Below are 25,244 nucleotides of genomic sequence, written 5' to 3'. Positions count from 1 at the left end.
ACCGCGGGATGCCTCACCCCGAGGCGTGGATCGCCTCCACCACCGCCCGCACGTGCCGGCGGGAGACGGCGGAGGGGCCCACCGTCAGCGAGACGGTCCACGGGGGGAGGTCGTCGGCGACGGGACGCACGCGGCATCCCGCCTTCGGGACGACGTCGGGGATCACGGCGACACCGAGCCCGGCGGCGACGTACTCGGGGACGGCGGCGAGCTCGCCGACCTCGGCCACGACGTGTCTCATCACCCCGCGGCGCTCGAGTTCGCCGTCGAGTTGCACGCGATTGCCGAAGCCGGGGAGCACGTCGATCCAGTCGTCGTCCGCGAGCTCGGTCAGCGAGATGGGGCCGTCCCCCCGGGCGAGCGGATGCGTCTCGGGTAGGACGGCGACGTAGGGGTAGGAAGCGAGCGGTCTCGATACGGCACCGGATGCCGGGGGCAGGGCCGTCAACGCGAGGTCGAGACGGTCGCGGTCGAGGTCGACGAACAACCCGCGCGATCCCGTGGCCGAGACCGTCACGCGCACATCGACGAGCGGGTGCGAACGGCGGAGGCGCCCGAGGATCTCGGGGAGGTCGATGACCCGCAATCCCGCGAACGTGCCGATGCGCACGAGTCCGCGAACCCCGGTTCCGGACTCGGATGCCGCCCCGCGCAGCGCGTCGACGTCGGCGAGCAGCGTGCGCGCGAGGGGGAGGAGCGCCTCACCCGCCGGCGTCAGTCGCACCGACTTCGTGGAGCGCTCGAACAGGCGGACGCCCAGGTCGCGTTCGAGGCTCGCGAGGCCCGCGGACACCGTGGACTGCGCCGCGAACAGGCGGGCGGCGGCGGCCGTGACGTTGCGCTCGACCGCGACGGTCACGAAGTACTCGAGGAGGCGGGTCTCCATGCGGTGATCATAGACGGACTCGATCATCATGATCGAGAACGTTCGTTTCCCTCGATGCTCGCGACGGAGCATCCTGAAGCCATGACTTCCTCCATCGTCCTTCCGGTGGCCGCTCGGGCGACCGCCGCGCGTCTCTCGCACCGGACCGGGTTCTGGGTCACGGCCGCCACGTTCCTCGCGCTCATGGCCTTCAACACCGTGCCGACGCCGCTCTACGCGCTGTATCAGGCGCGCGACGGCTTCCCCACGTTCCTCATCACGGTGATGTTCGCCGCGTACTCGATCGGCGTCATGGTGTCGCTGTACCTCGCCGGGCACCTGAGCGACCGGCTCGGTCGCCGCCCGCTCATCCTCGCGGCCACGGTGCTTCAGATCGTCGCGGCCCTGGTGTTCGTGCTGCGCGCCGACGCCGCGAGCGTCATCGCCGCACGCCTCGTCGCCGGGCTCGGCATCGGCCTGTTGACGGCCTCGGCCACCGCGCACCTCGCCGACCTGCGGCGCGTGTCGCACCCGGCATCCCCGAGCTTCGCCGCCACGGTCGCGGGCGTCGCGAACATGGGCGGCCTGGCCCTCGGCCCGCTGATCGGCGGCCTCTTCGCGGAGTTCACCCCCGCGCCGCTCGTGCTGCCGTACGTCGTGTTCCTCGTCGGTTTCCTCGCCCTGGGCCTCGCGTACGCGTTCGTGCCCGAGACCGTCGAGATCGACCGGTCCTTCCGCTACCGTCCGCAGCGGGTCCGCATCCCCGCGGACGGACGCCGCGCCTACTGGGCGGCGGGCACCGCGGCCTTCGCCGCCTTCGCCGTGACGGGGCTGTTCGGCTCGGTCGCCCCGACGTTCCTCGCGGGACGGCTCGGCGTCACCGATCACCTCGTCGCCGGGGCCGTGTCATTCTCGGTCTTCGGTGCCGCAGCCGTGTCGCAGGTCGTGTTCGCGGGCCGCTCGACCCGCACGCAGCTGCGGCTGGGGCTCGTCGCCATGATCGCGGGGCTGCTGAGCCTCGGCGCCGCCGATCTGCTGACCTCCGGCATCCTGTTCGTGCTCGGCGGCATCGTCGCGGGCGCCGGTGTCGGCCTCCTCTTCCGCGGGGCCCTCGCCACGGCCGGGTCTCTCGCCGACCCGCGCACCCGCGGCGAGATCACCTCGGGTGTCTTCCTCCTCGCCTTCGCCGGGATGACCGTGCCGCCGCTGGCCGTCGGCATCGCGCTCCTCGCTCTGCCGCTGGTGCCGGTGTTCCTCGGCTTCGTCGTGCTGGTGCTGGTCCTGTCGATCTGGGGCGGCCTGGTGATCCTGCGCGAGACCGCGGCGACCGCCTGACGCCCCGGGGCGGGTCGCCCCGCCCCCGCCCGTTTGCCTCAGTGTCCAAGACACGCCGATGCACCTCGGTGCCGTCCGCGTGTCTTGGACACTGAACGAAGGGGAGAGCAAGGGATCACGTTCGAGCGCGACGTCGCCCCACCCTCGTGTCCGATTTCCGCCGGAGCATGTCGGTGGTCGGTGGCAGGGTGGATGCCATGACCTCCACCGCCGCCGACACTCGGGGCTTCGACGAGCGCTACCGCGTGATCCAGTCGCGCGACCGGCGCTTCGACGGGCAGTTCGTCACGGCCGTGAGCTCCACCGGGATCTACTGTCGGCCGAGCTGCCCCGCGCGCACGCCGAAGGAGGCGAACGTGACGTTCTACGCCACGTCGGCCGCGGCGCACGAGGCGGGGTTCCGCGCGTGCAAGCGCTGCCTGCCCGAGGCCGCACCGGGATCCCCGGCCTGGGACCTCCGGGGCGACGTCGCCGCCCGCGCGATGCGCCTCATCGCCGACGGCGTCGTCGATCGCGAGGGCGTGCCCGGCCTCGCGCGGCGCCTCGGGTACTCCTCCCGCCACCTCGGCCGCCTGCTCACCGCCGAGCTCGGCGCGGGGCCCCTCGCCCTGGCGCGGGCGCAGCGCGCCCACACCGCCCGGGCCCTGCTCGTGGGCACCGACCTGTCGGCAGCCGATGTCGCGTTCTCGGCGGGCTTCTCGAGCGTGCGGCAGTTCACCGAGACGATCGGAGAGGTCTTCGGCATGTCGCCGACCGCTCTCCGCGCCCGACGCTCCCGTGCCGCGGGCACCGTCCCGGTCGGTGAGATCGACCTGGCCCTTCCCGTCCGCGGCCCGATCGACACCGTCGGCCTGTTCGGCTGGATGCGAGCGCACGCGATCCCCGGCGTCGAGATCGGCGACGACGCCTCATTCGCACGCGTGATCCGGATGCCAGGGGGACCGGCGTGGTTCGAGGTGCGACGCGACGCCGACTCCCGACTGCGCCTGCGAGCGCGGCTGACCGCCCTCGCCGACCTCGGCACCCTGATCGCGCGCGTCCGACGTCTGTTCGACCTCGACGCCGATCCGCTCGCGATCGACGAGGCGCTCGCCCGGCATCCCGAACTCGCCCCCGCGGTCGCCGCGGTTCCGGGCGTGCGGGTGCCGGGGGCCATGGATGCCGCCGAAATGCTGCTCCGCGCGATGATCGGCCAGCAGATCAGCGTCGCGTCGGCGCGCACGATGCAGGGGCGACTGTCGGCCGAGCTCGGCGAGCGCACCGAGATCGGGGGAGCCGCGATGACGCTCTTCCCCGACCCCGCGGTCATCGCCGAGCAGGGTTTCGACGTGCTCCGCGGGCCGACCGCGCGCCGCCGCGCGATCGTCGAGGCGGCTGCCGCGCTCGCCGACGGCTCGCTGGCGCTCGGGCCGGGTGACGACGGCGCCGAGCAGCGCGCGCGGCTCCTCGCGATGCGGGGGATCGGGCCCTGGACCGCCGACTACGTCCGCATGCGGGTGATCGGCGACCCCGACGTCCTGCTTCCCGGTGACGTCGCCGCACGCGCCGGCGCGGCGGCGCTGGGGCTGCCCTCCGACCCCGCGGGATTCACGCGATGGTCGGAGCGCGCGGCGCCGTGGCGCAGCTATGCGATGGCCCACTACTGGTACGCCGCCCCCGTGACCCAGGCGTGGCGCACGCCGACCCCTTCGACCGAAAGCGAGCCCGCCCCGTGACCACCGCGACCCTCCAGTTCGTCGACACCCCCGACGGTCCCTTCGCGATCCTCGCCGACGCCGCCGACCGCGTGCTCGTCTCCGGCTGGACCGACGAGGTGGATGCCGTGCTCGACCGGCTCCGCCCGACCCACCGCCCCGCCGAGGTCGTGCCGGGCGAGACGCGCGCGGCCGCGGCCGTCGCGGCTTACTACGACGGCGATCTCGCCGCGATCGACGACGTCGAGGTCGTGCAGTTCGGAACGCCGCTGCAGCAGCGAGGGTGGTCCGCCCTCCGGGCCATCGGGCCGGGAGCCCCGCTCACCTACACCGGGTTCGCCACCGCTCTGGGCTCGCCCACGGCCGTCCGGGCGGCGGCATCCATCTGCGCCCGGAACGCGCCCGCGCTGTTCGTGCCCTGCCATCGCGTGCTGCGCGGCGACGGCACGATGGGCGGTTTCGCGTGGGGAGTGGACGTCAAGCGACGCTTGCTCGAGCGCGAAGCCGCGGGCTGACGCCGCCGCGCACCCTCAGCGATTCGTACAACCTCAGCCGCAGGGAGCCGGACGCCGCTGACGTCGAGCGGATCGCTGAGGTCGTGCCGCAGTCGGGCGCCTGGCGTGCCCGTGTGCGACAGCCGGCCGCAGAATCCACGCTTGCCCTCGGTGAACTCTCAGGCATATCCTGAAAAGCTGCCGCGCCCCCCGGCGGCTGCGCACCGATCGAGGAGGATGCCATGGACCAGATCGACGCCACCGTCGTACGTGCCGCTTCCTTTCCCGGCATCCGCGCCATCCGCCTCGCGCGTCGCTCGTAGCGCTTCGGCCGTTCCCGCGTCGCACGTCCCGGTGGGTCTCCACCGGCGCCCCTGGCATCCTTTCTCTCGCGCTCCACTCCCGCGCGTCGCTTCGACCCCACGAGGATCATGACCACCGCAGAAAACCGCCCTCAACTGTCGACGCTCCGTTCCCTCGCGCGGCTCCTGCCCATCGCGCGGCCCGTCCTCCCGCGGCTCGCGCTCGGCGCCGTCAGCGCGCTCGGCGCGAGCGTGCTCGCCCTCGCGATCCCGCTCGTCCTCGAGCAGTTGGTCGCCGGCCCCATCAGCTCGGGCGACCCCGGGCAGCTGGCGTGGGGTGCCGTGCTCATCCTCGGGCTGGGCCTGGCCGAGGCCGGCATGGTGTGGCTGCGCCGGTGGTTCGTGCTCGCCCCCGCGACGAAGGTCGAGTACGACCTGAGACAGTCGTTCTACTCGCGCCTGCAGCGCCTGCCGGTGGCGTTCCACGACCGCTGGCAGTCGGGGCAGCTGCTCTCGCGCATGATGCAGGACATCAGCATGCTCCGCCGTTGGCTCGCGTTCGGCCTCATTCTGCTGATCGTCAACGTGCTGACGATCCTCATCGGCGCGGTGCTGCTGTTCCGGTGGCACTGGCTGCTGGGGACGCTCTTCCTCGTCGCCTCCGCGCCGCTGTGGTACGCCGGCTACCGCTTCGAGAAGCGCTACGGCGCCCTCGCACGACAGAGTCAGGATCAGGCGGGTGACCTCGCCACCTCGGTGGAGGAGAGCGTCCACGGCATCCGCGTGCTGAAGGCCTTCGGCCGCGGGAAGCACGCTCTGCAGAAGTTCACGCGTCAGGCCGAGTCGCTGCGCGAGACCGAGCTCGGCAAGGCCCGGGCGATCGGCTGGATCTGGTTCTGGCTCGTGCTGCTGCCCGACATCGCTTTCGCGGTGTGCCTGGGCGCGGGCATCGTCCTCACGCAGCTGGGGCAGTTGCAGGTGGCGGAGCTCGTGGCGTTCTTCGCGATGGCCACCGTGCTGCGCTGGCCGATGGAGTCGATCGGCTTCCTGTTCTCGTTCCTGCTCGACGCGCGCACCGCGACCGATCGCATCTTCGAGGTGTTCGACGAGCAGAACACGATCGTCGACCCCGAGGAGCCGCGCACGATCGCCGAGCCGCGCGGCGAGCTCGTCCTCGAGGGCGTGCATTTCCGGTATCAGGATGCCGCCGACACCGAGCCGGACCTCCTCGACGGCGTCGACCTGAGTCTGCGTCCGGGCGAGACGATGGCGCTGGTCGGTCTGACCGGTTCCGGGAAGACGACGCTCACCACCCTCCCGGGCCGTCTGTACGACGTCACCGGTGGCCGGGTGCTGCTCGACGGGATCGATGTGCGGGAGCTCCGGCTGTCGGAGCTGCGACGGCACGTGGGCATGGCGTTCGAGGACGCCACGCTCTTCTCACAGACCGTGCGCGCCAACGTCCTGCTCGGCCGGGAAGACCTCGAGCCGGGCTCGCCCGAGGCCGAGGCCGTGCTCACCGAAGCGCTCGAGGTCGCGCAGGCGCACTTCGTCCACGACCTGCCCGACGGGCTCGACACCGTCATCGGCGAGGAGGGGTTGAGCCTGTCCGGCGGCCAGCGTCAGCGTCTCGCGCTCGCCCGCGCGGTCGCCGCGCGGCCCGCCGTGCTCGTGCTCGACGACCCGCTGTCGGCCCTCGACGTCGACACCGAGGCTCTCGTGGAGGATGCGCTCCGCGAGGTGCTGAGCGAGACCACCGCCCTCGTCGTCGCGCACCGTCCCTCGACCGTGACGCTCGCCGACCGGGTGGCCCTGCTGCAGGACGGCCGTATCACCGCGGTCGGCACGCACTCCGACCTGCTCCGCCAGAGCGACGCCTACCGGCACGTGATCTCCAGCCTCGAAGAGGCCGAGGCCGAACGCGAGGCGCAGACCGGCGCGATCCCCGTGATCCGAACCGGCCCCGACACCGCGGCATCCGCCGACGAACCCCAGCCCGCGAAGGAGGCGACCCGATGAGCACGACCACCGTCACCGGGACCAGCGGCGAAGATCGCTCGGACTACACCCGCGACGAGAGCCGGGCGATCCGCCAGCGCTCGCTGCGCCTGCTCGGCTCCCTCGTCTCACCGTTGCGCGGTCAGCTGGTGCTCGCCGCCGCCGTGCTCGTCATCTCGACGGCCCTGCGCGTCGCGGGTCCCGCGCTGATCGCCTACGGCATCGACAACGCCCTGCCGGCGGTGATCCAGAACAACGACTGGATGCCGACGATCATGGTCGTCGCGATCTACCTCACGGCCGGCATCGGCGGTGCCGTGTTGATCGGGTGGTACGTCGTGGTGGCGGCCCGCCTCACCCAGGCGGTCATGCTCGACCTGCGCAAGCGCATCTTCCTGCACACCCAGCGGTTGAGCCTGGAGTTCCACGAGTCGTACACGTCCGGTCGCATCATCTCGCGTCAGACGAGCGACCTCGACACCATCCGCGAACTGCTCGACGGCGGGCTGAACGAGCTGGTCTCCGGCGTGCTGTACGGGTTGTTCACCCTCGTGGCGCTGTTCCTGATCGATTGGCAGTCTGGGCTGGTGCTCGCGGTCATGGGATTGCCGCTCTACCTGCTCATGCGGTGGTTCTACGGCCGGTCGCAGGTGATCTACCGCGAGTCGCGGGTGATCAGCGCCCAGGTGATCGTGAAGTTCGTCGAGAGCATGACCGGCATCCGGGCGGTGAAGGCCTTTCGCAAAGAGCCGCGGAACGACGAGGAGTTCGGTGACCTCGCGGGCCAGTACCGCGACGTGAACATGCGCTCGATCCGGCTGTTCGGCACCTTCGAGCCGGGCCTCATGGCCGTGGCATCCGTCTCGGTCGCGCTCGTGCTGCTGTGGGGTGGTGGTCGTGTCATCGGCGGCGCGCTCGAGATCGGTGTGCTCGCTGCGGCGGTGCTGTACGTGCGCAACTTCTTCGCCCCGCTGCAGGAGGTGGCGTTCTTCCTCAACTCGTACCAGTCCGCCACCGCGGCGCTCGAGAAGGTGTCCGGCGTGCTGGAGGAGCAGCCGACGGTGCCCGACCCGGTCGACCCGGTCGACCTGTGGAGCGCCCGCGGCCACGTGCGCTTCGACGATGTCACCTTCGGGTACTCGGAGGGGCGTGTCATCCTGCCGCACTTCTCGCTCGACATCCCCGCGGGGCAGACGATCGCCCTCGTCGGCACGACCGGCGCCGGCAAGACGACGCTCGCCAAGCTCATCTCCCGCTTCTACGACCCCACGAAGGGGGCGGTGACGCTCGATGACGTGGACCTCCGTCGCCTGCACCCCAAGGACCTGCGTCGGGCGATCGTCATGGTGACGCAGGAGGCGTACCTGTTCAGCGGAACGGTGGCCGACAACATCGCCCTCGGGAAGCCCGATGCGACGATGGACGAGATCCGCGCGGCCGCCCGGGCCGTAGGCGCCGACGGCTTCATCGAGAAGCTGCCCGACGGCTACGACACCGACGTGAACAAGCGCGGCGGGCGTGTGTCGGCCGGACAGCGTCAGCTGATCTCGTTCGCGCGGGCGTTCCTCGCCGACCCGGCGGTCCTGATCCTCGACGAGGCGACCGCGTCGCTCGACATCCCCAGCGAGCGGCTCATCCAGGACGCCCTGCAGACGCTGCTGGCCGACCGCACGGCGATCATCATCGCGCACCGCCTGTCGACGGTCGCGATCGCCGACCGCGTGCTCGTGATGGAGCACGGCCGCATCATCGAGGACGACAGCCCCGAGGCGCTCATCGCCGGAACGGGCAAGTTCGCGCAGCTGCACGCGTCGTGGCGGGAGTCGCTCGTCTGACGGATCGGGAGGGATGCCACGGCCGCGGGGTCGTGGCATCCCTCCCGCCGTTCCGCTCGGGGTTCGGAGTCCGACGGGTGACTACGCGGCGTCAGGGGGTGATTCGGCGCAGAGCGCCGAGTCGACATGTATACGTTGGGCGGACTGGTCGACCCGACGGCCAGTCCGGCGCGCTCGGGCCGCGCGCCGAGGGGAGGCGGACTGGCCGAACGACGTTCCAGCCGTGACGACAGGCCTGCGCCGCCTCCCCTCCATCCCGCCGATGAGGGCAGGGGAATCCCTCGAGAGGAGCGGCGCCCGGTCTCACCCGTTCCCGGGCGATCTCGCCCTAGATGTGGACGCGGGCGACGGTCTCGCCGTACTCCGTCTCGCCGACCGGTTCGAAGCCCGCGCGCAGGAAGAAGGTCTCGGGGCCGCCGACGCCGGGTTCGTAGATCACGTCGACGTGGTCCATGCCGCGACGGCGCGCCTCCTCGAGGAGCTGTCCCAGCGCGAAACGACCGACACCGCGCCCCTGGTCGTCGGCGTCGACGTTGATGCGCCACAGCACCGACCGGAAGTGCTCCTCGTGCGCCTCGGGGTCGAAGTTCGCGCTCACGAACCCGACGACCTCGTCGCCGTCGAGCACGACGCGCTGCCAGGAGGTCTGCGGATCCATCACCGTGGCGGCGATGCCGTAGCTGACCGGAGCGAGGAACTGCTCCTGCCCGGGCTTGAGCGACAGGTTGTTCACGGCCACGATCGTGGCGGCGGAGAGTTCGACGAGACGAAGGTCGGCCATGCGCCCAGGCTATCCGCCCCGCCGATCCGCGCAACATTCCGGATGCCAACCTCCCGGCATCCACTCGACAAACGCGATGCGCGGCGGGGAACGCGACGTGCCGCCCTTCCCGGCGCGAATCGCGTTTCCCGAGACGGGAGGCACCCGCGAACTATCTCGACATCAAGAGACTTTGCGCCGGTGCGATAGGCTGAAGCGCAACCCTGGCCGCCTCTACGGAGAGATTCGACGTGCCCGATTCCACCATCATCTACACGTACACCGACGAGGCGCCGGCGCTTGCTACGGCGTCGTTCCTGCCCATCGTGCAGGCCGTCACCACCCAGGCGGGCATCGATGTCGAGACCCGCGACATCTCGCTCGCCGGCCGCATCCTGGCCGCCTTCCCGCAGCGCCTCACGCCCGAGCAGCACGTGGGCGACGCCCTCGCCGAGCTCGGCGGTCTCGCCACGCTCCCCGAGGCGAACATCATCAAGCTGCCCAACATCTCGGCATCCATCCCGCAGCTCAAGGCCGCGATCGCCGAGCTGCAGTCGCAGGGGTACGACATCCCCGACTATCCCGACGACGCGACGAGCGTCGAAGACAAGGACGTGCGGGCGCGGTACGACCGCATCAAGGGCTCGGCCGTCAACCCGGTCCTGCGCGAGGGCAACAGCGACCGCCGTGCGCCGCTGGCCGTGAAGAACTACGCGAAGAAGCACCCGCACCGCAACAAGCCGTTCGTCGAGGGCTCGAAGACCCGCGTCGCGACCATGGGCCACGACGACTTCAAGAGCAACGAGAAGTCGTGGGTCGCCGCCCACGACGACGTGCTCACCATCCGTCACACCGCCGAAGACGGCACGGTCACGGTGCTGAAGGAGAGCCTGAAGGTCCTCCCGCGCGAGATCATCGACGCCACGTTCCTCTCGGCCGCGGCCCTCGACGCGTTCCTCGCCGAGACGGTCGCCCAGGCCAAGGCCGACGACGTGCTCTTCTCGGTGCACCTCAAGGCCACCATGATGAAGGTCAGCGACCCGATCATCTTCGGTCACGTCGTGAAGGCGTACTTCGCCGACGTGTTCGCCCAGTACGGCGAGAAGATCGCCGCGGCGGGTCTGAACCCGAACAACGGCCTCGGCGGCATCCTGTCGGGTCTCGGCTCGGTCGAGGGCGGCGACGAGATCGCCGCGGCGTTCGAGAAGGCCGTCGACACCGCCGCGCGCGTGTCGTACGTCAACTCCGACAAGGGCATCACGAACCTGCACGTCCCCTCCGACGTCATCGTGGATGCCTCGATGCCCGCCCTCATCCGCAACGGCGGCAAGCTGTGGGGCGCCGACGGGGGAGAGGACGACACGCTCGCCGTGATCCCCGACTCCTCGTACGCCGGTGTGTATCAGGCCGTGATCGACGACGTCATCGCCAACGGCCCCCTGAACCCGGCCACCATCGGCACCGTCCCGAACGTCGGTCTCATGGCGCAGGCCGCCGAGGAATACGGCTCGCACGACAAGACGTTCGAGATCGCCGCCGCCGGCCGCGTCGAGGTCGTCGACGGCGACGGCAACGTCGTCATCGAGCACGACGTGCAGCCCGGCGACATCTGGCGCGCCACGCAGACCAAGTACGTCGCGATCGTCGACTGGGTGAACCTCGCCGTGCGCCGCGCCCGCGCCACGGGCGTCCCGGCGGTTTTCTGGCTCGACGTCAACCGCGCGCACGACGCCCAGATCATCGCCAAGGTCTACCAGGCGCTCGCCACGATCGACACGCACGGCCTCGAGCTCCTGATCCTGCCGCCGGCCGAGGCCACGCGCTACACGCTCGCGCGTCTGCGTCACGGTCTCGACACCATCTCGGTGACCGGCAACGTGCTGCGCGACTACCTCACCGACCTGTTCCCGATCCTCGAGGTCGGCACGAGTGCCAAGATGCTCTCGATCGTGCCGCTGCTCGCCGGCGGCGGACTGTTCGAGACCGGTGCGGGCGGCTCCGCGCCGAAGCACGTGCAGCAGCTCCTCGAAGAGGACTACCTCCGCTGGGACTCGCTGGGCGAGTTCTTCGCCCTCGCCGCCTCGCTCGAGCACTACGCCGGCTTCACCGGCAACGCGCGCGCGCAGGTTCTGGCGGACACGCTGGATGCCGCGACGGGCACGTTCCTCGAGAACGACAAGTCGCCCGGCCGCGCCCTCGGCACGATCGACAACCGCGGCAGCCACTTCTACCTCGCCCTGTACTGGGCGCAGGAGCTGGCGAAGCAGACGACGGATGCCGACCTCGCCGCGGTCTTCGCGCCGGTGGCCGAGGCCCTCGCCGCGAACGAGTCCACCATCGTCGAGGAACTCCTCGCCGTGCAGGGCCACCCGGCCGAGATCGGCGGCTACTACCGCCCCGACACCGCGCTGGTCGAGAAGGTCATGCGTCCCTCCGCGACGCTGAACGGCATCGTCGACGCCCTGCGGTGATCGACTGACCCGGGAGGGGCGGATGCCATCGGCATCCGCCCCTCTTCCGTGTGCGCCCCGCACAACTGCGGCAGCATCCCGAGCCTGTTTCCCGCGGGACGCAGCGGCGGCGGAGGGATTCTCCTTCGTCATGTCCCCCCGCCTCGCTGCCGAGGCCACGGGCGGGCACAACTCCGGCACAACCGGGCCCGCCCGCTGCCCCGGGCATGCGCGCCCGGCTCCGCAGGCGTTGTGCACGTCGCCACCCCACGCAGGAAGAAGGGGCCGGATGCCATGGCATCCGGCCCCCGTCAGCGGGTGACTCAGTAGTGAACCGAGACCTCCGTGCCGCGGTAGGCCCAGTCGAACAGTTCCTTGGCCTGCGGGATGGTCATGTTGATGCAGCCGTGGCTCATCGGGGTGCCGAAGTTGTTGTGCCAGTAGGTGCCGTGGAATCCCTCGTCACCGTTGAAGTACGACACCCACGGGACGTCCTTGGTGCAGTAGTCGTAGCCGGGCACGCAGCCCATGTCCTGCATCTCGGTCTTCCAGCCGATGCGGAAGTTGCCGGTGTGGGTGGCGTGCTCGCCGGCGCCCGACGAGATCGTGTACGTGCGGTACACCTGACCGTTCTGGTACAGCGTCGTCGTCTGCGTGCTGAGGTTGACGTCGATGTGACGCTCGGTCTTGGTCGTCTCGAACGGCGTCTCGGCGACGGTCAGGGCGAACTTTCCGTTGGCCTCGGCCAGCTGCGCGGCGAAGGCGGCGGCGATGCCCGAGGTGTCGCCGATCGATCGGCCCGTCTGACCCTCGGTGAGCGTCTTGATGACCTCGCCGCCGGTGTCGACGATGACGTCGGCGTTCACGGCGCCGCGGTCGACCTGACCGGCGAGACCATCGACGACCTTCTGGATGCCGGCCTGATCGGCGGTGACGGGGAACTCGCCCTTGCCGTCGGAGGTGACGGTGAGCCACGACGCGGCGGTAGCCCGGTCGACGGGCACCGTGCGCTCGTCGCCGATGTAGAAGCCGATGTTGTCGAGGATGCCGTTGAGCCCCGCCACAGCGGCGTCGGCCTTCTCCGTGCTCACCGCGGCGTCGACCGGCACCAGTGCCGCCTGGACGGACGTCGCCGCCGTGCCGGCGTCGAATGCCGACTGCAGCGCCGCCGTGACGGCCGAGACGTCGATTCCCTCGCCGGCCTCGGCCGGGGTCGCGACGTACGACTGTGAGCCCGTGTCGAAGGCGACGGTCGCGTCGACGGGCGCCCGGTACGTGCCCGGGGCCTTCTCACGCAGCACCGCCGCGGCGGCGGCGGGGTCGACCTGGACCTCGACACCGGTGCCCGCGGGGAACCACGCCGCCGGCTTCCACATCGGGTTGTCGGCGAAGGCCTTCTCTGCGATCGCCGTGGCGTCGACGGTCGCGCCGAGATCGGCGCCGGTGACGGTCACTTCGCCCGCGGGGCTCTCGACGGTCACCTCGGTCGTCGCGAGACGGGCCGAGATCGCCTGTGCCGCGGCCCCGGCGGTGAGGCCGCCGATCTGCACACCGGCCACCGAGGCGCCGGGGGCGATGAGCACGAGCGAGGCCGCGATCAAGGCGACCGCGGTCGCGCCCGCGGGAATGCCGATCCACAGTCCCGAGCGGTTCTTCCGCTTGGTGGGCTCGGGAGGAGCCCAGGCGTAGGTGACGCCGTCGGTGCCGTTCGCGCCGTCGGTCATAGGTGAACCCCCCAGGAAGTCAGTCTTTCCATGCTAGGCGGGCACCCTTCGTCCCAGCCGTGAGGTTTGTCACGTTCTGGTTACACCGCAGACGGCCGGATCAGAGCTCGAAGACCTTGCCCGGATTCAGGATGCCGAGGGGGTCGAAGACGCGCGCGATGTCGCGTTGCAGTCGCCACTGGTCGTCGCCGAGCTCGTCGGCGAGCCACCGCCTCTTCAGTACCCCGATGCCGTGCTCGCCGGTCAGGGTGCCGCCCAGGTCGAGAGCGGCGCGGAACAGGTCTTCGGCAGCGGACCAGACGACCTCGGGGACCTCGGATCCCTCGAACACGAAGTTCGGGTGCAGGTTGCCGTCGCCCGCGTGGGCGACCGTCGGGATCACCAGGCCGTACCGGCGTTCGATCCCGGCGATCGCGTCGAACATCGCCGGGAGGGCGCTGCGCGGCACCGACACGTCTTCGATGAGCGTGGTCCCGAGGGTCTCCATCGCGGGGTGCAGGGCTCGGCGCACCGCGAGCAGCGACTCGCCTTCGACCTCGTCGGCGGCGACGGCGACACGACCGCCGGCTCCGCGGAGGACTCCGGCGATCGCGCGGGCCTCGTCCGCGGCGGCCGGCCCGTCGGTCTGGATCGTGAGTTGCGCGGCGCCCTCCGGCGGAGCCGCGAGCGACAGCAGTCGATGCACGGCCGCGAGGCTCGTGGCATCCATCAGCTCCATGACCGCCGGCTGGATGCCGGACGCCGTCACCGCGGCCGAGGCCACGGCTGCGGACCGGACACCGTCGAACAGCGCCGTCAGGGTCACGCGTTCCCCGGCGACCAGGCGCCTCAGTTTCAGGGTGGCGCCGACCACGACGCCCAGGATCCCCTCGGAACCGATGACGAGCGAGGTGAGGTCGAGTCCGGTGACGCCCTTGACGCTGCGGTGACCGAGGTGGAGGAGGCGCCCGTCCGCCAGGACCAGATCGACGCCGAGGACCGCATCCCGCACGACGCCGTACTTGGCGCACAGCAGTCCACCGGCGCCCGTCGCGATGTTGCCGCCCACCGTCGAGATCGCCCGGCTCGCGGGGTCGGGAGCCCACCACACGCCGTGAGGTTCGAGCAGTGCGTTCAGATCGGCGTTCAGGATGCCGGGCTCCACCACCGCGAGGAGGTCGTCGGCGCGGACCTCGAGCACGCGGTCCATCGCGCGCACCGACAACGAGATCTCGCCGCCGCCGGTGTTGGCGCCTCCGGCGAGTCCGGTGCCGGCGCCCCGCGGCACGACGGGCGTGCGGGTCGCCGTGGCGATGCGCATCACCGCCTGGACGTCGGCGACGGATGCCGCGTGCACGACGGCCAGGGGAGTGCCGGGTGCGGCGTGCCCGGACTTGTCGGCGCGCGCCGCGGTCAGGGCTGCCGGAGAGACGTCGACGCGATCACCGAGCTCGGCCCGGAGCAACGCGACGACGTCGATGGTCACGCCAGGCGCCGGCGGCCGTTCAGCGCGCCGAACGTCACGGCGACGATGGCGAAGACGAGTCCGATCCACGCCTGTCCCATGCTCCACCAGGCGATCGTGGCGGCCGCGTACACGAACAGCTCGACGATCGCGCGGACGAACGGGTGCACCGCCAGCACGGCACGGGGCGAGACGAACAGCGCCCACACCAGGATCGCCAGGAGCGGGGCGCCGATCCCGGCGACGATGTTCCAGGGGAACGCCCACGCCGTGAAGCCCCAGATCGCGAGCGTCACGAACGCGGCGATCCCGCACAGGACGCTGCCGATCTCGACGGCCGTCGGACGCGGACGCATGCCGGGGGCCAGGGGCGCCTGCGCGCGGACGTGGGGAGTGTCGGTCACCCCGCCATTTTACGCGGGCCCCGCACCGTGGCATCCGGGATACCTCGCGGACGAGCGACCCACCCGGGCGCGTCGCGCGCGAAACCGGGTAGGGTGAGGGCGTCGCGACTGGCGTTGAGGTGGGGAACCACCGGGGAGCGACCGCTTGACGGTATCCGACCGCACGCCTGGGTCGGTGCGGTATCACCGCGGACTCGCCCGAGCCTGCGGCATCCGGAACCATCGTCAAGGAGATCGCATGACCGATCCGTACTTCAACGCCCCGCTCTCGGAGGTCGACCCCGAGATCGCCCAGGTTCTCGAGCGCGAGCTCGACCGCCAGCGCGGCTATCTCGAGATGATCGCGTCCGAGAACTTCGTTCCCGTCTCGGTGCTGCAGTCGCAGGGATCCGTGCTGACCAACAAGTACGCCGAGGGCTACCCGGGTCGCCGCTACTACGGCGGCTGCGAAGAGGTCGACGTCGCCGAGGAGCTCGCGATCGAGCGCGCGAAGGCGCTGTTCGGCGCCGGGTTCGCCAACGTCCAGCCGCACTCGGGTGCGTCCGCCAACGCCGCGGTGCTGCACGCGATCGCCCGCCCCGGCGACACGCTGCTCGGCCTCGCCCTCGACCAGGGCGGTCACCTGACCCACGGCATGAAGATCAACTTCTCCGGCCGCCTGTACGACATCGTCGCGTACGGCGTCGACCCCGAGACCTCGATCATCGACATGGACGAGGTGCGTCGTCTCGCGCTCGAGCACAAGCCGAAGGTCATCATCGCGGGCTGGTCGGCGTACCCGCGCCAGCTCGACTTCGAAGCCTTCCGCGCCATCGCCGACGAGGTCGGGGCGTACCTGTGGGTCGACATGGCGCACTTCGCCGGTCTCGTCGCCGCGGGCGTCCACCCGAGCCCGATCCCGCACGCTCACGTCGTCTCCACCACGGTGCACAAGACGATCGGCGGCCCCCGGTCGGGCCTCATCCTGACCAACGACGCCGACCTGGCCAAGAAGATCAACACCGCGGTCTTCCCGGGCCAGCAGGGCGGTCCGCTCATGCACGTCATCGCCGCCAAGGCGACGGCGTTCAAGCTCGCCCAGACGCCCGAGTTCAAGGAGCGCCAGGAGCGCACCCTCCGCGGTGCGTCGATCCTCGCCGACCGCCTCACCCAGGACGACGTGAAGGCCGCCGGTATCGCGGTCCGTTCGGGTGGCACGGACGTGCACCTCGTGCTCGTCGACCTCCGCGAGGCCGAGATCGACGGCAAGCAGGCCGAAGACCTGCTGCACGAGATCCACATCACGGTCAACCGGAACGCGGTCCCCAACGACCCGCGCCCGCCGATGGTCACGTCGGGTCTGCGCATCGGCACCCCGGCCCTCGCCACCCGGGGCTTCGGCGACGCGGAGTTCACCGAGGTCGCCGACATCATCGCGCTCGCGCTGATCCCCGGTGCCGACGTCGAGGCGCTGCGCACCCGCGTGGCCGCGCTGACGGCGGCCTTCCCGCTGTACCCCGGCCTCCAGCAGTGAGCCCCGCCGGGGCGGGCGTCGCGCAGGCGGCCCCGCCCCGGCATCCGGTCCGCGCGATGCGCCCCGCGCCGTGCGGCCCGCGCGGTGCGGCGGGCGGCGGGCCGCGCGGTGCGGCGGTCGGGGTCCCGGCATCCGGTCGCGCACCCGTCCTCCGGGGCGTCCGGCCCAGGCATAAACACGATTCCCGCTCATAAACACGAGGTGAGCGCGTTTATGCGAGTGAAAAGCGTTTATGCGTGAGGGACCGACCCCGCGCGAGCCCGATCAACACCCAGGAAGAGGGATGCCATGACGGCGACGATTCTCGACGGCAAGGCCGCTGCGGCGGCGATCAAGACCGAGCTCGCCGAACGGGTCGCGGCCCTGCGCGAGCGCGGGATCGTGCCCGGCATCGCCACCGTGCTCGTCGGCGCCGACCCCGCGTCGCAGCTGTACGTCGGGATGAAGCACAAGCAGTCCGAGGCGATCGGCATGAACTCGATCCAGGTCGAGCTGCCCGCCGAGTCCACGCAGGAGGAGGTCGAGGCGGTCATCGACGGCCTCAACGCCGACCCGGCCTGTCACGGCTACATCGTGCAGCTCCCGCTGCCGAAGCACCTCGACACCGATGCGATCCTCGAGCGCATCGATCCGGCGAAGGATGCCGACGGACTTCACCCCACGAACCTCGGCCGTCTGGTACTCAACGTCAACGCCCCGATCACCACGCCGCTGCCGTGCACGCCGCGCGGGGTCATCGAGCTGCTGCTGCGCAACGACTACGACCTCACGGGCAAGGAGGTCGTCGTCGTCGGGCGCGGTGTCACGATCGGCCGCTCCATCGGGCTGCTGCTCACCCGTCGCGAGATCAACGCCACCGTGGCCCTCACGCACACCGGCACCGTCGACCTCGCGAAGCACCTGCGCGAGGCCGACGTCATCGTCGCGGCCGCCGGCGTGCGGCACATCGTGCGCGCCGAGGACGTCAAGCCGGGTGCCGCGGTTCTCGACGTGGGTGTCACGCGCGAGACCGACCCCGAGACGGGGAAGTCGCGTGTCTACGGGGACGTGCACCCGGACGTCGCCGAGGTCGCAGGGTTCGTCTCGCCCAACCCGGGCGGGGTCGGGCCGATGACCGTGGCTCTGCTGATGACGAACGTCGTCGAGGCCGCGGAGCGCGCGGCCGGTCTCTGAACCGCCGGACCTCGCCCGTTCTCCGGAGCCCGGCACGCACCCGAACGGTGAACCGCGCACCCACGCCGACTGAACAGACGGAGCGCCACGCGCAACCGGGAGGCGGTGACCCGCGAGACGTGTCAGAGTTCATCCATGACTGAGTCCGTGCTGAACGACCTCCTCCGCCGCGTCACCGAGAGCGGCCTGCTCGACGAGCCGACCATCGACGAGGACACCGTCGTGGGTCTGGCCCACCTGGATGCCGCGGGCGTCGAGGTCGAGGTCGACCTCGACCCCGAGATCGACGACGTCGACGACCCCGACGTCGACGCGATCCTCACGTCGCTGTCCGACATCCTCTCGGTGAGCGAGGACCGCTGGCGCGCGATCGTCGACGAGGTCGCGACCGAGATCGAGGACGCGCTCGAGGACGACGAGGTCGACAGCGAGATCGACCTGCGCACCGACCTCGAGGCCGTGGGCGTCGGCGTCTTCGCCGACGCGATCATCGTGGTCTTCGCCGGGGCGACGTCGTTCCCCGACGCGCTCGTGCACGTGCAGCTCACGCCCGAGCTCGAGGTCGAGGACATCGAGATCGTCGGTGAGGACGACGAGGACGATGAGGACGACGACGAGGACTGACTCGTGACGAAGGGGGCCGGACGCAATCGTCCGGCCCCCTTCGCGTGCGCTCAGTAGCTGTCCCGGGACTCCGTGCGGGCGGCGACGAACCGGGCCGCCAACGCCTCCGACGCGCGGGCGAGCAGGGCCACATCGGCGCCGACCGCGACGAAGTCCGCGCCCGCGTCGAGGTATGCCTCGGCGACGGCGGGGTCGAACGCGTTGACCCCGACCGGGGTGCCGGCCGCGTGCGCCGCGGCGAAGACCCGGTGCACCGCGGCGACGACGTCGGGGTGCGACTGCTGGCCCAGCAGCCCCATGGACGCCGACAGGTCGGAGGGGCCGACGAAGACGGCATCCACCCCCTCGACGGCCGCGATCTCCGCCGCGGCCTCGACGCCGGCCGCGGTCTCGATCTGCACCGTCACGGAGACGTGCTCGGCGGCGTCGCGGAGGTAGTCGTCGACGCGGTTCCACCGGGCGCTGCGGGCCAGCGCGCTGCCGACGCCGCGGATCCCGGCCGGCGGGTACCGGGTCGCCGCGACGGCGGCGCGGGCTTCCTCGGCCGAGCCGACCATCGGGACGATGATGTTCTGCGCGCCGATGTCGAGCACCTGCTTGATGAGCACCGGATCGTTCCACGGCACCCGCACAACGGGAGTCACAGGGTATCCGGCCGCGGTCTGCAGCTGCGCGAGCACCGACTCGAGCGACAGCGCGCTGTGCTCCATGTCGACCAGCAACCAGTCCAGGCCCGAGCCCGCGGCGATCTCGGTCGCCACCGTGCTGCCGGCGCACACCCACATGCCGGCGAGCGGGCGATCGGATGCCGCGAGGGCGGCGCGGAAGGTGGGGGTCAGACGAAGCGGCACGTGATCGTTCCCATCGGTCCGTAGTCGCACGACACGTCGTCACCGCGCGACACCCACATCGGGCGCGTGAACGATCCTGCCAGGATGATCTCGCCCGCCTCCAGGCGCGCGCCGTGCTGGTGGAACTTGTTCGCGAGCCACGCGACACCGGTCGCGGGGTGGCCGAGGACTCCCGCGGCGACCCCGGTCTCCTCGATCTCGCCGTTGCGGCTGAGGACGCCCGGCACCCACCGCAGGTCGATCTCGTCGGGACGCTTGCGCACGTCCCCGAGCACCATCGCGCCGTAGGCGGCGTTGTCGCTGATCGTGTCGACGATCGTGCGGCCCTCGAGCTCGATGTGGGAGTTGAGCACCTCGAGCGCGGGAACGGCGTAGTCGATCGCCGCGAGGGCGTCCTCCCGCGTGCAGTCGGGGCCCTCGAGCGGTGTCTTCAGCACGAACGCGAGCTCGACCTCGATGCGGACGTTCGAGAAGTGGTCCACGGGGATCTCGTCGCCCGTGCGGTACACGGTGTCGTCGAACATGACGCCGTAGTCCGGCTCGGTGATCCCCGTCGCCTGCTGCATCGCCTTCGAGGTAAGGCCGATCTTGCGCCCGACGAGCGTGCGGCCGGCGGCGACCTGCGTATCGCGCCAGCGGCCCTGGATCGCGTACGAGTCCTCGACCGTGGCATCCGGGTACCGTGCCGTGATGCGCGGGATCACCGAGTGCGTCCGCCCGGCTTCGGCGAGCTCCTCTGCGATGTCGTCGATCTGCTGCTCGTTGAGCATGCGTCTCCTCCGTCGTGGCGGCGCGTGAGTCGCCAAGATTCGTCGCCTAGAGGGGTGCTCAGGCGACAAATACTGGCGACTCACGCGAGGGGGGGTTACAGCTGGTTGCCGAGTTTGAACTCGGCGGGGGCGGGGGCCGCGTCGGGCGCGCGCGTGTAGGAGAAGCCGTCAGCGCCGATCGTCACGGCCATCTCGCTCGAGTCCGTGCGCGCACGCACCGGCTGCGGGATGCCGTCGAGGTCGAGCACCAGCGAACCGTCGGTGTACCAGGAGGGGACGACGGGGTTGCCCCACCAGTCGCGGCGCTGGTTGTCGTGCACGTCCCACGTGATGACGGGGTTGTCGGGGTCGCCGGTGTAGTAGTCCTGCGTGTACACCTCGACGCGGTGGCCGTCGGGGTCGCGCAGGTACAGGTAGAACGCGTTCGAGACGCCGTGGCGGCCGGGGCCGCGCTCGATGGCATCCGATCGCCGGAGGGCGCCGAGCTTGTCGCAGATGGCGAGGATGTTGTGCTTCTCGTGCGTCGCGAAGCACACGTGGTGCATGCGCGGGCCGTCGCCGCCGGTCATCGCGGTGTCGTGCACGGTGGGCTTGCGCCGCATCCACGCGGCGTACACCGTGCCCTCCTCGTCCTGGATGTCTTCGGTGACGCGGAAGCCCAACGCCTGCATGAAGTTCACCGCGCGGGGGACGTCGGGGGTGATCTGGTTGAAGTGGTCCAGGCGCACGAGCTCGCCGGGGGAGTGCAGGTCGTAGCGCCACGACAGGCGCTCCTGGTGCTCGGTGTCGAAGAAGAACTCGTACGGGAATCCGAGCGGGTCGACCACGCGCACCGAGTCGCCGATGCCCTTCGTGAAGCCGTTCGGCTCACGGCGGACGTCGCAGCCGAGCTCCTCGTAGAACACGACGGCCTTGTCGAGGTCCTCGGCGGAGCGCACGCGGTACGAGAACGCGGCGACGGCGGCGATCTCGCCGCGACGCAGCACGAGATTGTGGTGGATGAACTCCTCGGTCGAGCGAAGGTAGATCGCGTCCGCGTCCTCCTCCGTCACGTGCAGACCGAGCACGTCGACGTAGAACTCCCGGGATGCCGCGAGGTCGGTGACGACAAGCTCCATGTAGGCGCACCGGAGGATGTCGGGCGCGGGAGAGGTGGGGGTGGGGACGGGGTTCTCCGCCTGGATCGGCGCCTCCTGCGACACGAAGAATCCCGACGAGGTGCGGGTCATCTGGCTGCGGTCGGTCATCTCAGGCTCCCTTGCCGAAGGTGGGGTTGTGGGCGGGGCCGAGCGTGATGTGCACGGCCTGCTGGTCGGTGTAGAAGTCGATCGAGCGGTAGCCGCCCTCGTGTCCGAGGCCCGAGGCCTTCACCCCGCCGAACGGGGTGCGGAGGTCGCGGACGTTGTTGGAGTTGAGCCACACCATGCCGGCCTCGACGTTCTGTGCGAACAGGTGCGCGCGCTTCAGGTCGTTGGTCCAGACGTAGGCGGCGAGGCCGTACTTCGTGTCGTTCGCGAGCGCCAGGGCCTCCGCGTCGGTGTCGAACGGCGTGATCGCGACGACCGGGCCGAAGATCTCCTCCTGGAAGATGCGGGCGTCGGGGGCGACGTCGACGAACACGGTGGGGCGGACGAAGTTGCCCTCGGGGAAGTCGTCGGGCCGGCCGCCGCCGGCGACCAGGCGCCCCTCGGTCTTGCCGAGTTCGACGTACGACATCACCTTCGCGTAGTGCTCGGGGTGCACGAGCGCACCGACCTCCGTCGCGGGGTCGTCGGGGAAGCCGACCTTCACCCGGTCGGCCTGGGCGGCGTAGCGCGCGACGAACTCGTCGTAGATGTCCCGCTGGACGAGGATGCGGCTGCCGGCGGTGCAGCGCTCGCCGTTGAGCGAGAAGACGCCGAAGATCGTCGCGTCGATGGCGGCATCCAGGTCGGCATCCGCGAAGACGATCGCCGGGCTCTTGCCGCCGAGCTCCATCGACAGGCCCTTCAGGAAGGGTGCCGCGTTGGCGAAGATCAGCTGCCCGGTCGAGCTCTCGCCGGTGAACGAGATGAGCGGCACGTCGGGGTGCTTCACGAGCGCGTCGCCGGCGTCCTCGCCGAGGCCGTTGACGAGGTTGAACACGCCCTCGGGGAGCCCGGCCTCCTCGAAGATCCCGGCCCAGAGCGACGCCGACAGCGGCGTGAACTCGGCGGGCTTCAGCACGACCGTGTTGCCCGTGGCGAGCGCCGGGGCGAGCTTCCACGACTCGAGCATGAACGGCGTGTTCCACGGCGTGATGAGTCCGGCGACACCGATCGGCTTGCGGTTGACGTAGTTGAGCTGGCGGCCCGGAACCTTGAACGCGTCGTCCGTCTGCGCGACGATCAGGTCGGCGAAGAAACGGAAGTTCTCGGCCGCGCGCCGCGCCTGCCCGAGTGCCTGGGTGATCGGCAGGCCCGAGTCGAAGGACTCCAGCTCCGCCAGGCGAGCGTCGCGCGACTCGACGAGGTCGGCGATGCGGTGCAGCACGCGCGAACGCTCGCGGGGCAGCATGCGCGGCCACGGGCCTTCGGTGAACGCCGCGCGGGCGGCGGCGACGGCGGCGTCGACATCGGCCTTCTTGCCCGCGGCGGCGCGGACGTACGTCTCATTGGTCACCGGGTCGAGCACGTCGAACTCGTCGCCGTCGATCGAGTCGACGAAGCTGCCGCCGATGTAGTGCCGGATGCGCGCGGGCAGGTCTGCCGGGGTGCGGCGGGTCATGGGTGCTCCTTCGATGGAGGGGAGGGATGCCGGTGGCATCCGGTTCAGAAAGCGGGAAGCCCGAGCGACTCGTCGGGGTGCTCGTGGATGAGGTAGGCGTCGAGCGTGGCCGATCGGTGGCGGCGGGCGGTCTTCTCGATCTCGGCGAGCGGGGCGCCGTTCTCGATGAGCACGAGGATGTTCTCGTGCTCGCGGACCGACTCGGCCGCGCGACCGGGCACGAAGCTGAAGGTGGAGTCGCGCAGGTGCCCGAGGCGCGCCCACTCCGCACGGACGAGGTCGAGCATTCGGGGGTTCGCGCACTTCTCGAACAGGGTCGCGTGGAACTCCTGGTTCAGCGCGGTGAACGCCCGCGGGTCGAAGTGGTCGAGGGTCTCGACCATGAGCTCGTTGATGCGGCGCGCGCGGCGGACGTCGTCGGTCGTGAGGGCCCGCGCCGACAGCGCGGTCGCCGCGCCCTCGAGGATGCTCAGCGACTGCATGCTGAAGCGATACTGCGAGTCGTCGACCATCGACACCCGCGCGCCGACGTTGCGCTCGAACGTCACGAGCCCTTCGGCCTCGAGCTGACGGATCGCCTCGCGCACCGGCACGACGCTCATGTCGAGGTCGCCGGCGATCGTGCCGAGCACCAGCCGGTAGCCGGGGGTGAACTCCTGCGCCGCGATGCGTTCCTTGATCCAGTGGTACGCCTGCTGCGACTTGCTCTGCGCGCTCGCCGGCTGCGCGCTCGCCGGGGTCGTGGCGGCGGGGGTCGTGGCATCCATCAGGCGTTCCTCTCGGCCTCGTAGCGGGCGCGCCACTGCGCGTTCAGGGGGAACAGTCCGTCGACGGGATGACCGGATGCCACCTGGCGGGCGATCCATGCGTCCTCGGCCTCTTGCGCGAGGGCGGCGTCGGCGACCTCCTCGGCGAGGTGCGGGGGGATCACGATCACGCCGTCGCCGTCGCCCACGAGGATGTCGCCCGGCTCGACGGTGGTGCCGCCGCAGCCGACGGCGACGCCGGTCTCCCACGGGACGTGCCTCCGGCCGAGCACCGCGGGGTGGGGACCCGCGGTGAACACCGGGATGCCGACCGCGGCGACGGCCTCGGCATCCCGTACGCCGCCGTCGGTGACGATCGCCGCCGCACCGCGCGCGTGGGCGCGGAGCGCGAGGATGTCGCCCAGGGTGCCGGACCCCGTCTCGCCGCGCGCCTCGATCACGATGACCTCGCCCGCGTCGACCGCGTCGAACGCGCGCTTCTGGGCGTTGTAGCCGCCGCCGCGCGCGGCGAAGAGGTCTTCGCGGTGCGGGAGGAAGCGGAGCGTCCGCGCGGTGCCGACGAAGCGGCTCCCGGGGGTGAGGGCGTGCACCCCGTCGATCGTCACGTCGTTCAGGCCGCGCTTGCGCAGCTGCGCGCTGAGGCCGGCGACCGGGACGCGTTCGAGCTTCGCGCGCAGTTCCGGCGGGAGGGCGGAGGAGGGCGCCGAGCCCGCAGCCTCGGCCGAACCCCACGCCTCGAGGCGCTGCGTGTCGTCCACCGCGGGGAGGGACCCGACCGCGGCATCGAACGAGTGCGCGCCCTGGGTCACGGGAGTGCGGAGCCGGCCGGTCGAATGGATGCCGGCATCCACCTGCACTTCGACGACATCGCCGGGCACGACCACCGACGATCCCGCGGGCGTGCCGGTGAGGATGACGTCGCCGGTCTCGAGCGTGAAGTGCTGAGACAGGTCGGCGACGATCTGCGCGAGGGGGAACAGGAGGCCCGCGGTGGAGTCGTCCTGCACGAGGTCGCCGTTGACCCACGTGCGCAGCCGCAGCGCGTGCGGGTCGACGGAGCGGGCGTCGATCAGAGCGGGACCGAGCGGGGTGTAGCCGTCCCCGCCTTTCGAGCGGACGTTCGAGCCCTTGTCGTTCGCGCGCAGATCGTACAGTCCGAAGTCGTTCGCGGCGGTGAGGGATGCCACGTGGTTCCACGCGGCATCCGGGGTCACCCATCGGGCGGGCTCGCCGATGACGAGGGCGATCTCTCCCTCGAACGCGAGGAGTTCGGTGCCGGAGGGGCGCTCGATCGTCGCGCCCGAGGGGGCGAGGGAGCTCGACGGCTTGAGGAAGTACGAGGGGGCGGCGGGCCGGCGGCCGCGCTGATCGGCCCGCGAGGTGTACGAGAGGTGGACCGCGACGATCTTTCCCGGCCGGGCGCCGAGGACGGCGAAGCGGGGGTCGGTGGTGGTCATGAGGCTCCCTTGCGTCGTATTCGAAATCGTATATGATCC

Annotated in this window: 20 protein-coding genes and 1 riboswitch; of the genes, 9 read left to right on the top strand and 11 right to left on the bottom strand. The window is 71.0% G+C overall.

Going from position 1 to position 25,244, the window contains the following annotated elements; genetic code table 11:
* Window positions 1-13 precede the first annotated feature (13 nt).
* Entirely contained in the window at window positions 14-886 is an 873-nt protein-coding gene (locus CSIV_RS06190) for a LysR family transcriptional regulator (RefSeq protein ID WP_077050652.1), read from the bottom strand.
* An 81-nt stretch (window positions 887-967) separates the two neighbouring features.
* Here CSIV_RS06190 and CSIV_RS06185 point away from each other — a divergent pair, with 81 nt between their 5' ends.
* From CSIV_RS06185 to CSIV_RS06165, 5 genes are all read left to right on the top strand, one after another.
* On the top strand, window positions 968-2,200 hold the full coding sequence (locus CSIV_RS06185; RefSeq protein WP_077050514.1) for an MFS transporter: 1,233 nt from the start codon (window positions 968-970) through the stop codon (window positions 2,198-2,200).
* 197 nt (window positions 2,201-2,397) lie between these two features.
* A complete protein-coding gene (locus CSIV_RS06180; RefSeq protein WP_077050513.1) occupies window positions 2,398-3,915 on the top strand; it encodes a DNA-3-methyladenine glycosylase 2 family protein in 1,518 nt (505 codons plus the stop codon).
* Window positions 3,912-4,409, top strand: coding sequence for a methylated-DNA--[protein]-cysteine S-methyltransferase (locus CSIV_RS06175; RefSeq protein WP_077050651.1), 498 nt, complete (start codon window positions 3,912-3,914; stop codon window positions 4,407-4,409). Before CSIV_RS06180 ends, CSIV_RS06175 begins: the two co-directional genes overlap by 4 nt.
* A 410-nt stretch (window positions 4,410-4,819) precedes the next feature.
* Window positions 4,820-6,709, top strand: coding sequence for an ABC transporter ATP-binding protein (locus tag CSIV_RS06170; RefSeq protein WP_077050512.1), 1,890 nt, complete (start codon window positions 4,820-4,822; stop codon window positions 6,707-6,709).
* Complete coding sequence (locus tag CSIV_RS06165) at window positions 6,706-8,523, top strand: ABC transporter ATP-binding protein (RefSeq protein WP_077050511.1); 1,818 nt, start codon at window positions 6,706-6,708, stop codon at window positions 8,521-8,523. Before CSIV_RS06170 ends, CSIV_RS06165 begins: the two co-directional genes overlap by 4 nt.
* A 328-nt stretch (window positions 8,524-8,851) precedes the next feature.
* Here CSIV_RS06165 and CSIV_RS06160 read toward each other — a convergent pair whose 3' ends face one another.
* Window positions 8,852-9,304: a GNAT family N-acetyltransferase gene (locus CSIV_RS06160; RefSeq protein WP_077050510.1), complete on the bottom strand. Its 453-nt coding sequence runs from the start codon at window positions 9,302-9,304 to the stop codon at window positions 8,852-8,854.
* Between the two features lie 230 nt (window positions 9,305-9,534).
* Between CSIV_RS06160 and CSIV_RS06155 the strand changes: the two genes are divergently transcribed.
* A complete protein-coding gene (locus tag CSIV_RS06155) occupies window positions 9,535-11,754 on the top strand; it encodes an NADP-dependent isocitrate dehydrogenase (protein WP_077050509.1) in 2,220 nt (739 codons plus the stop codon).
* 302 nt (window positions 11,755-12,056) lie between these two features.
* On the opposite strand, the gene CSIV_RS06150 is transcribed toward CSIV_RS06155, so the two are convergent.
* The 3 genes from CSIV_RS06150 to CSIV_RS06140 all read right to left on the bottom strand — a co-directional run bounded on the left by CSIV_RS06150 (window position 12,057) and on the right by CSIV_RS06140 (window position 15,305).
* Window positions 12,057-13,457, bottom strand: a complete 1,401-nt coding sequence (locus CSIV_RS06150) for a L,D-transpeptidase family protein (protein WP_083735012.1) — start codon at window positions 13,455-13,457, stop codon at window positions 12,057-12,059.
* A 100-nt stretch (window positions 13,458-13,557) separates the two neighbouring features.
* Window positions 13,558-14,916: an FAD-binding oxidoreductase gene (locus tag CSIV_RS06145; protein WP_077050649.1), complete on the bottom strand. Its 1,359-nt coding sequence runs from the start codon at window positions 14,914-14,916 to the stop codon at window positions 13,558-13,560.
* Window positions 14,917-14,918: 2 nt separating this feature from the next.
* Entirely contained in the window at window positions 14,919-15,305 is a 387-nt protein-coding gene (locus CSIV_RS06140; protein ID WP_083735011.1) for a YrdB family protein, read from the bottom strand.
* A 94-nt stretch (window positions 15,306-15,399) separates the two neighbouring features.
* Window positions 15,400-15,485, top strand: a riboswitch (ZMP/ZTP riboswitch).
* A 58-nt stretch (window positions 15,486-15,543) separates the two neighbouring features.
* Between CSIV_RS06140 and glyA the strand changes: the two genes are divergently transcribed.
* The 3 genes from glyA (at window position 15,544) to CSIV_RS06125 (ending at window position 18,615) form a co-directional block, all read left to right on the top strand.
* A complete protein-coding gene (glyA, locus tag CSIV_RS06135; RefSeq protein WP_077050508.1) occupies window positions 15,544-16,818 on the top strand; it encodes a serine hydroxymethyltransferase in 1,275 nt (424 codons plus the stop codon).
* 288 nt (window positions 16,819-17,106) lie between these two features.
* The gene (locus tag CSIV_RS06130) at window positions 17,107-17,991 is read left to right on the top strand and encodes a bifunctional methylenetetrahydrofolate dehydrogenase/methenyltetrahydrofolate cyclohydrolase (protein WP_077050507.1); all 885 of its coding nucleotides are present in this window, start codon (window positions 17,107-17,109) and stop codon (window positions 17,989-17,991) included.
* A 135-nt stretch (window positions 17,992-18,126) separates the two neighbouring features.
* On the top strand, window positions 18,127-18,615 hold the full coding sequence (locus CSIV_RS06125) for a hypothetical protein (protein WP_077050506.1): 489 nt from the start codon (window positions 18,127-18,129) through the stop codon (window positions 18,613-18,615).
* 50 nt (window positions 18,616-18,665) lie between these two features.
* On the opposite strand, the gene CSIV_RS06120 is transcribed toward CSIV_RS06125, so the two are convergent.
* The 6 genes from CSIV_RS06120 to CSIV_RS06095 all read right to left on the bottom strand — a co-directional run bounded on the left by CSIV_RS06120 (window position 18,666) and on the right by CSIV_RS06095 (window position 25,205).
* Window positions 18,666-19,466, bottom strand: coding sequence for an HpcH/HpaI aldolase family protein (locus CSIV_RS06120; protein ID WP_077050505.1), 801 nt, complete (start codon window positions 19,464-19,466; stop codon window positions 18,666-18,668).
* Window positions 19,451-20,236 carry a 2-keto-4-pentenoate hydratase gene (locus CSIV_RS06115; protein WP_077050504.1) on the bottom strand — a complete coding sequence of 262 codons (786 nt, stop codon included), beginning with the start codon at window positions 20,234-20,236 and terminating at the stop codon, window positions 19,451-19,453. Before CSIV_RS06115 ends, CSIV_RS06120 begins: the two co-directional genes overlap by 16 nt.
* Before the next feature lie 95 nt (window positions 20,237-20,331).
* Window positions 20,332-21,483, bottom strand: coding sequence for a 3,4-dihydroxyphenylacetate 2,3-dioxygenase (gene hpaD / locus CSIV_RS06110; RefSeq protein WP_077050503.1), 1,152 nt, complete (start codon window positions 21,481-21,483; stop codon window positions 20,332-20,334).
* A 1-nt stretch (window position 21,484) separates the two neighbouring features.
* Window positions 21,485-22,981 (bottom strand): 5-carboxymethyl-2-hydroxymuconate semialdehyde dehydrogenase, encoded by a 1,497-nt coding sequence (gene hpaE, locus CSIV_RS06105; protein WP_139340616.1) that lies wholly within the window; start codon window positions 22,979-22,981, stop codon window positions 21,485-21,487.
* Window positions 22,982-23,025: 44 nt separating this feature from the next.
* Window positions 23,026-23,748, bottom strand: coding sequence for a GntR family transcriptional regulator (locus CSIV_RS06100; RefSeq protein ID WP_077050501.1), 723 nt, complete (start codon window positions 23,746-23,748; stop codon window positions 23,026-23,028).
* On the bottom strand, window positions 23,748-25,205 hold the full coding sequence (locus tag CSIV_RS06095) for a fumarylacetoacetate hydrolase family protein (protein ID WP_077050500.1): 1,458 nt from the start codon (window positions 25,203-25,205) through the stop codon (window positions 23,748-23,750). Before CSIV_RS06095 ends, CSIV_RS06100 begins: the two co-directional genes overlap by 1 nt.
* Window positions 25,206-25,244 lie beyond the last annotated feature (39 nt).

Origin of the sequence: Microbacterium sp. CSI-V (genome assembly GCF_001984105.1) — a bacterium.
GTDB lineage: Bacteria > Actinomycetota > Actinomycetes > Actinomycetales > Microbacteriaceae > Microbacterium.
This window is presented reverse-complemented; position numbering and strand designations above follow the sequence as displayed.

Excerpts from the sequence above, each read along its gene's own strand:
- glyA (WP_077050508.1), top strand. The coding sequence starts at position 15,544 with ATGACCGATCCGTACTTCAACGCCCCGCTCTCGGAGGTCGACCCCGAG.
- CSIV_RS06190 (WP_077050652.1), bottom strand. The coding sequence starts at position 886 with ATGGAGACCCGCCTCCTCGAGTACTTCGTGACCGTCGCGGTCGAGCGC.
- CSIV_RS06180 (WP_077050513.1), top strand. The coding sequence starts at position 2,398 with ATGACCTCCACCGCCGCCGACACTCGGGGCTTCGACGAGCGCTACCGC.
- CSIV_RS06150 (WP_083735012.1), bottom strand. The coding sequence starts at position 13,457 with ATGACCGACGGCGCGAACGGCACCGACGGCGTCACCTACGCCTGGGCT.
- hpaE (WP_139340616.1), bottom strand. The coding sequence starts at position 22,981 with ATGACCCGCCGCACCCCGGCAGACCTGCCCGCGCGCATCCGGCACTAC.
- CSIV_RS06160 (WP_077050510.1), bottom strand. The coding sequence starts at position 9,304 with ATGGCCGACCTTCGTCTCGTCGAACTCTCCGCCGCCACGATCGTGGCC.
- CSIV_RS06100 (WP_077050501.1), bottom strand. The coding sequence starts at position 23,748 with ATGGATGCCACGACCCCCGCCGCCACGACCCCGGCGAGCGCGCAGCCG.
- CSIV_RS06125 (WP_077050506.1), top strand. The coding sequence starts at position 18,127 with ATGACTGAGTCCGTGCTGAACGACCTCCTCCGCCGCGTCACCGAGAGC.
- hpaD (WP_077050503.1), bottom strand. The coding sequence starts at position 21,483 with ATGACCGACCGCAGCCAGATGACCCGCACCTCGTCGGGATTCTTCGTG.
- CSIV_RS06115 (WP_077050504.1), bottom strand. The coding sequence starts at position 20,236 with ATGCTCAACGAGCAGCAGATCGACGACATCGCAGAGGAGCTCGCCGAA.
- CSIV_RS06130 (WP_077050507.1), top strand. The coding sequence starts at position 17,107 with ATGACGGCGACGATTCTCGACGGCAAGGCCGCTGCGGCGGCGATCAAG.
- CSIV_RS06095 (WP_077050500.1), bottom strand. The coding sequence starts at position 25,205 with ATGACCACCACCGACCCCCGCTTCGCCGTCCTCGGCGCCCGGCCGGGA.
- CSIV_RS06170 (WP_077050512.1), top strand. The coding sequence starts at position 4,820 with ATGACCACCGCAGAAAACCGCCCTCAACTGTCGACGCTCCGTTCCCTC.
- CSIV_RS06185 (WP_077050514.1), top strand. The coding sequence starts at position 968 with ATGACTTCCTCCATCGTCCTTCCGGTGGCCGCTCGGGCGACCGCCGCG.
- CSIV_RS06165 (WP_077050511.1), top strand. The coding sequence starts at position 6,706 with ATGAGCACGACCACCGTCACCGGGACCAGCGGCGAAGATCGCTCGGAC.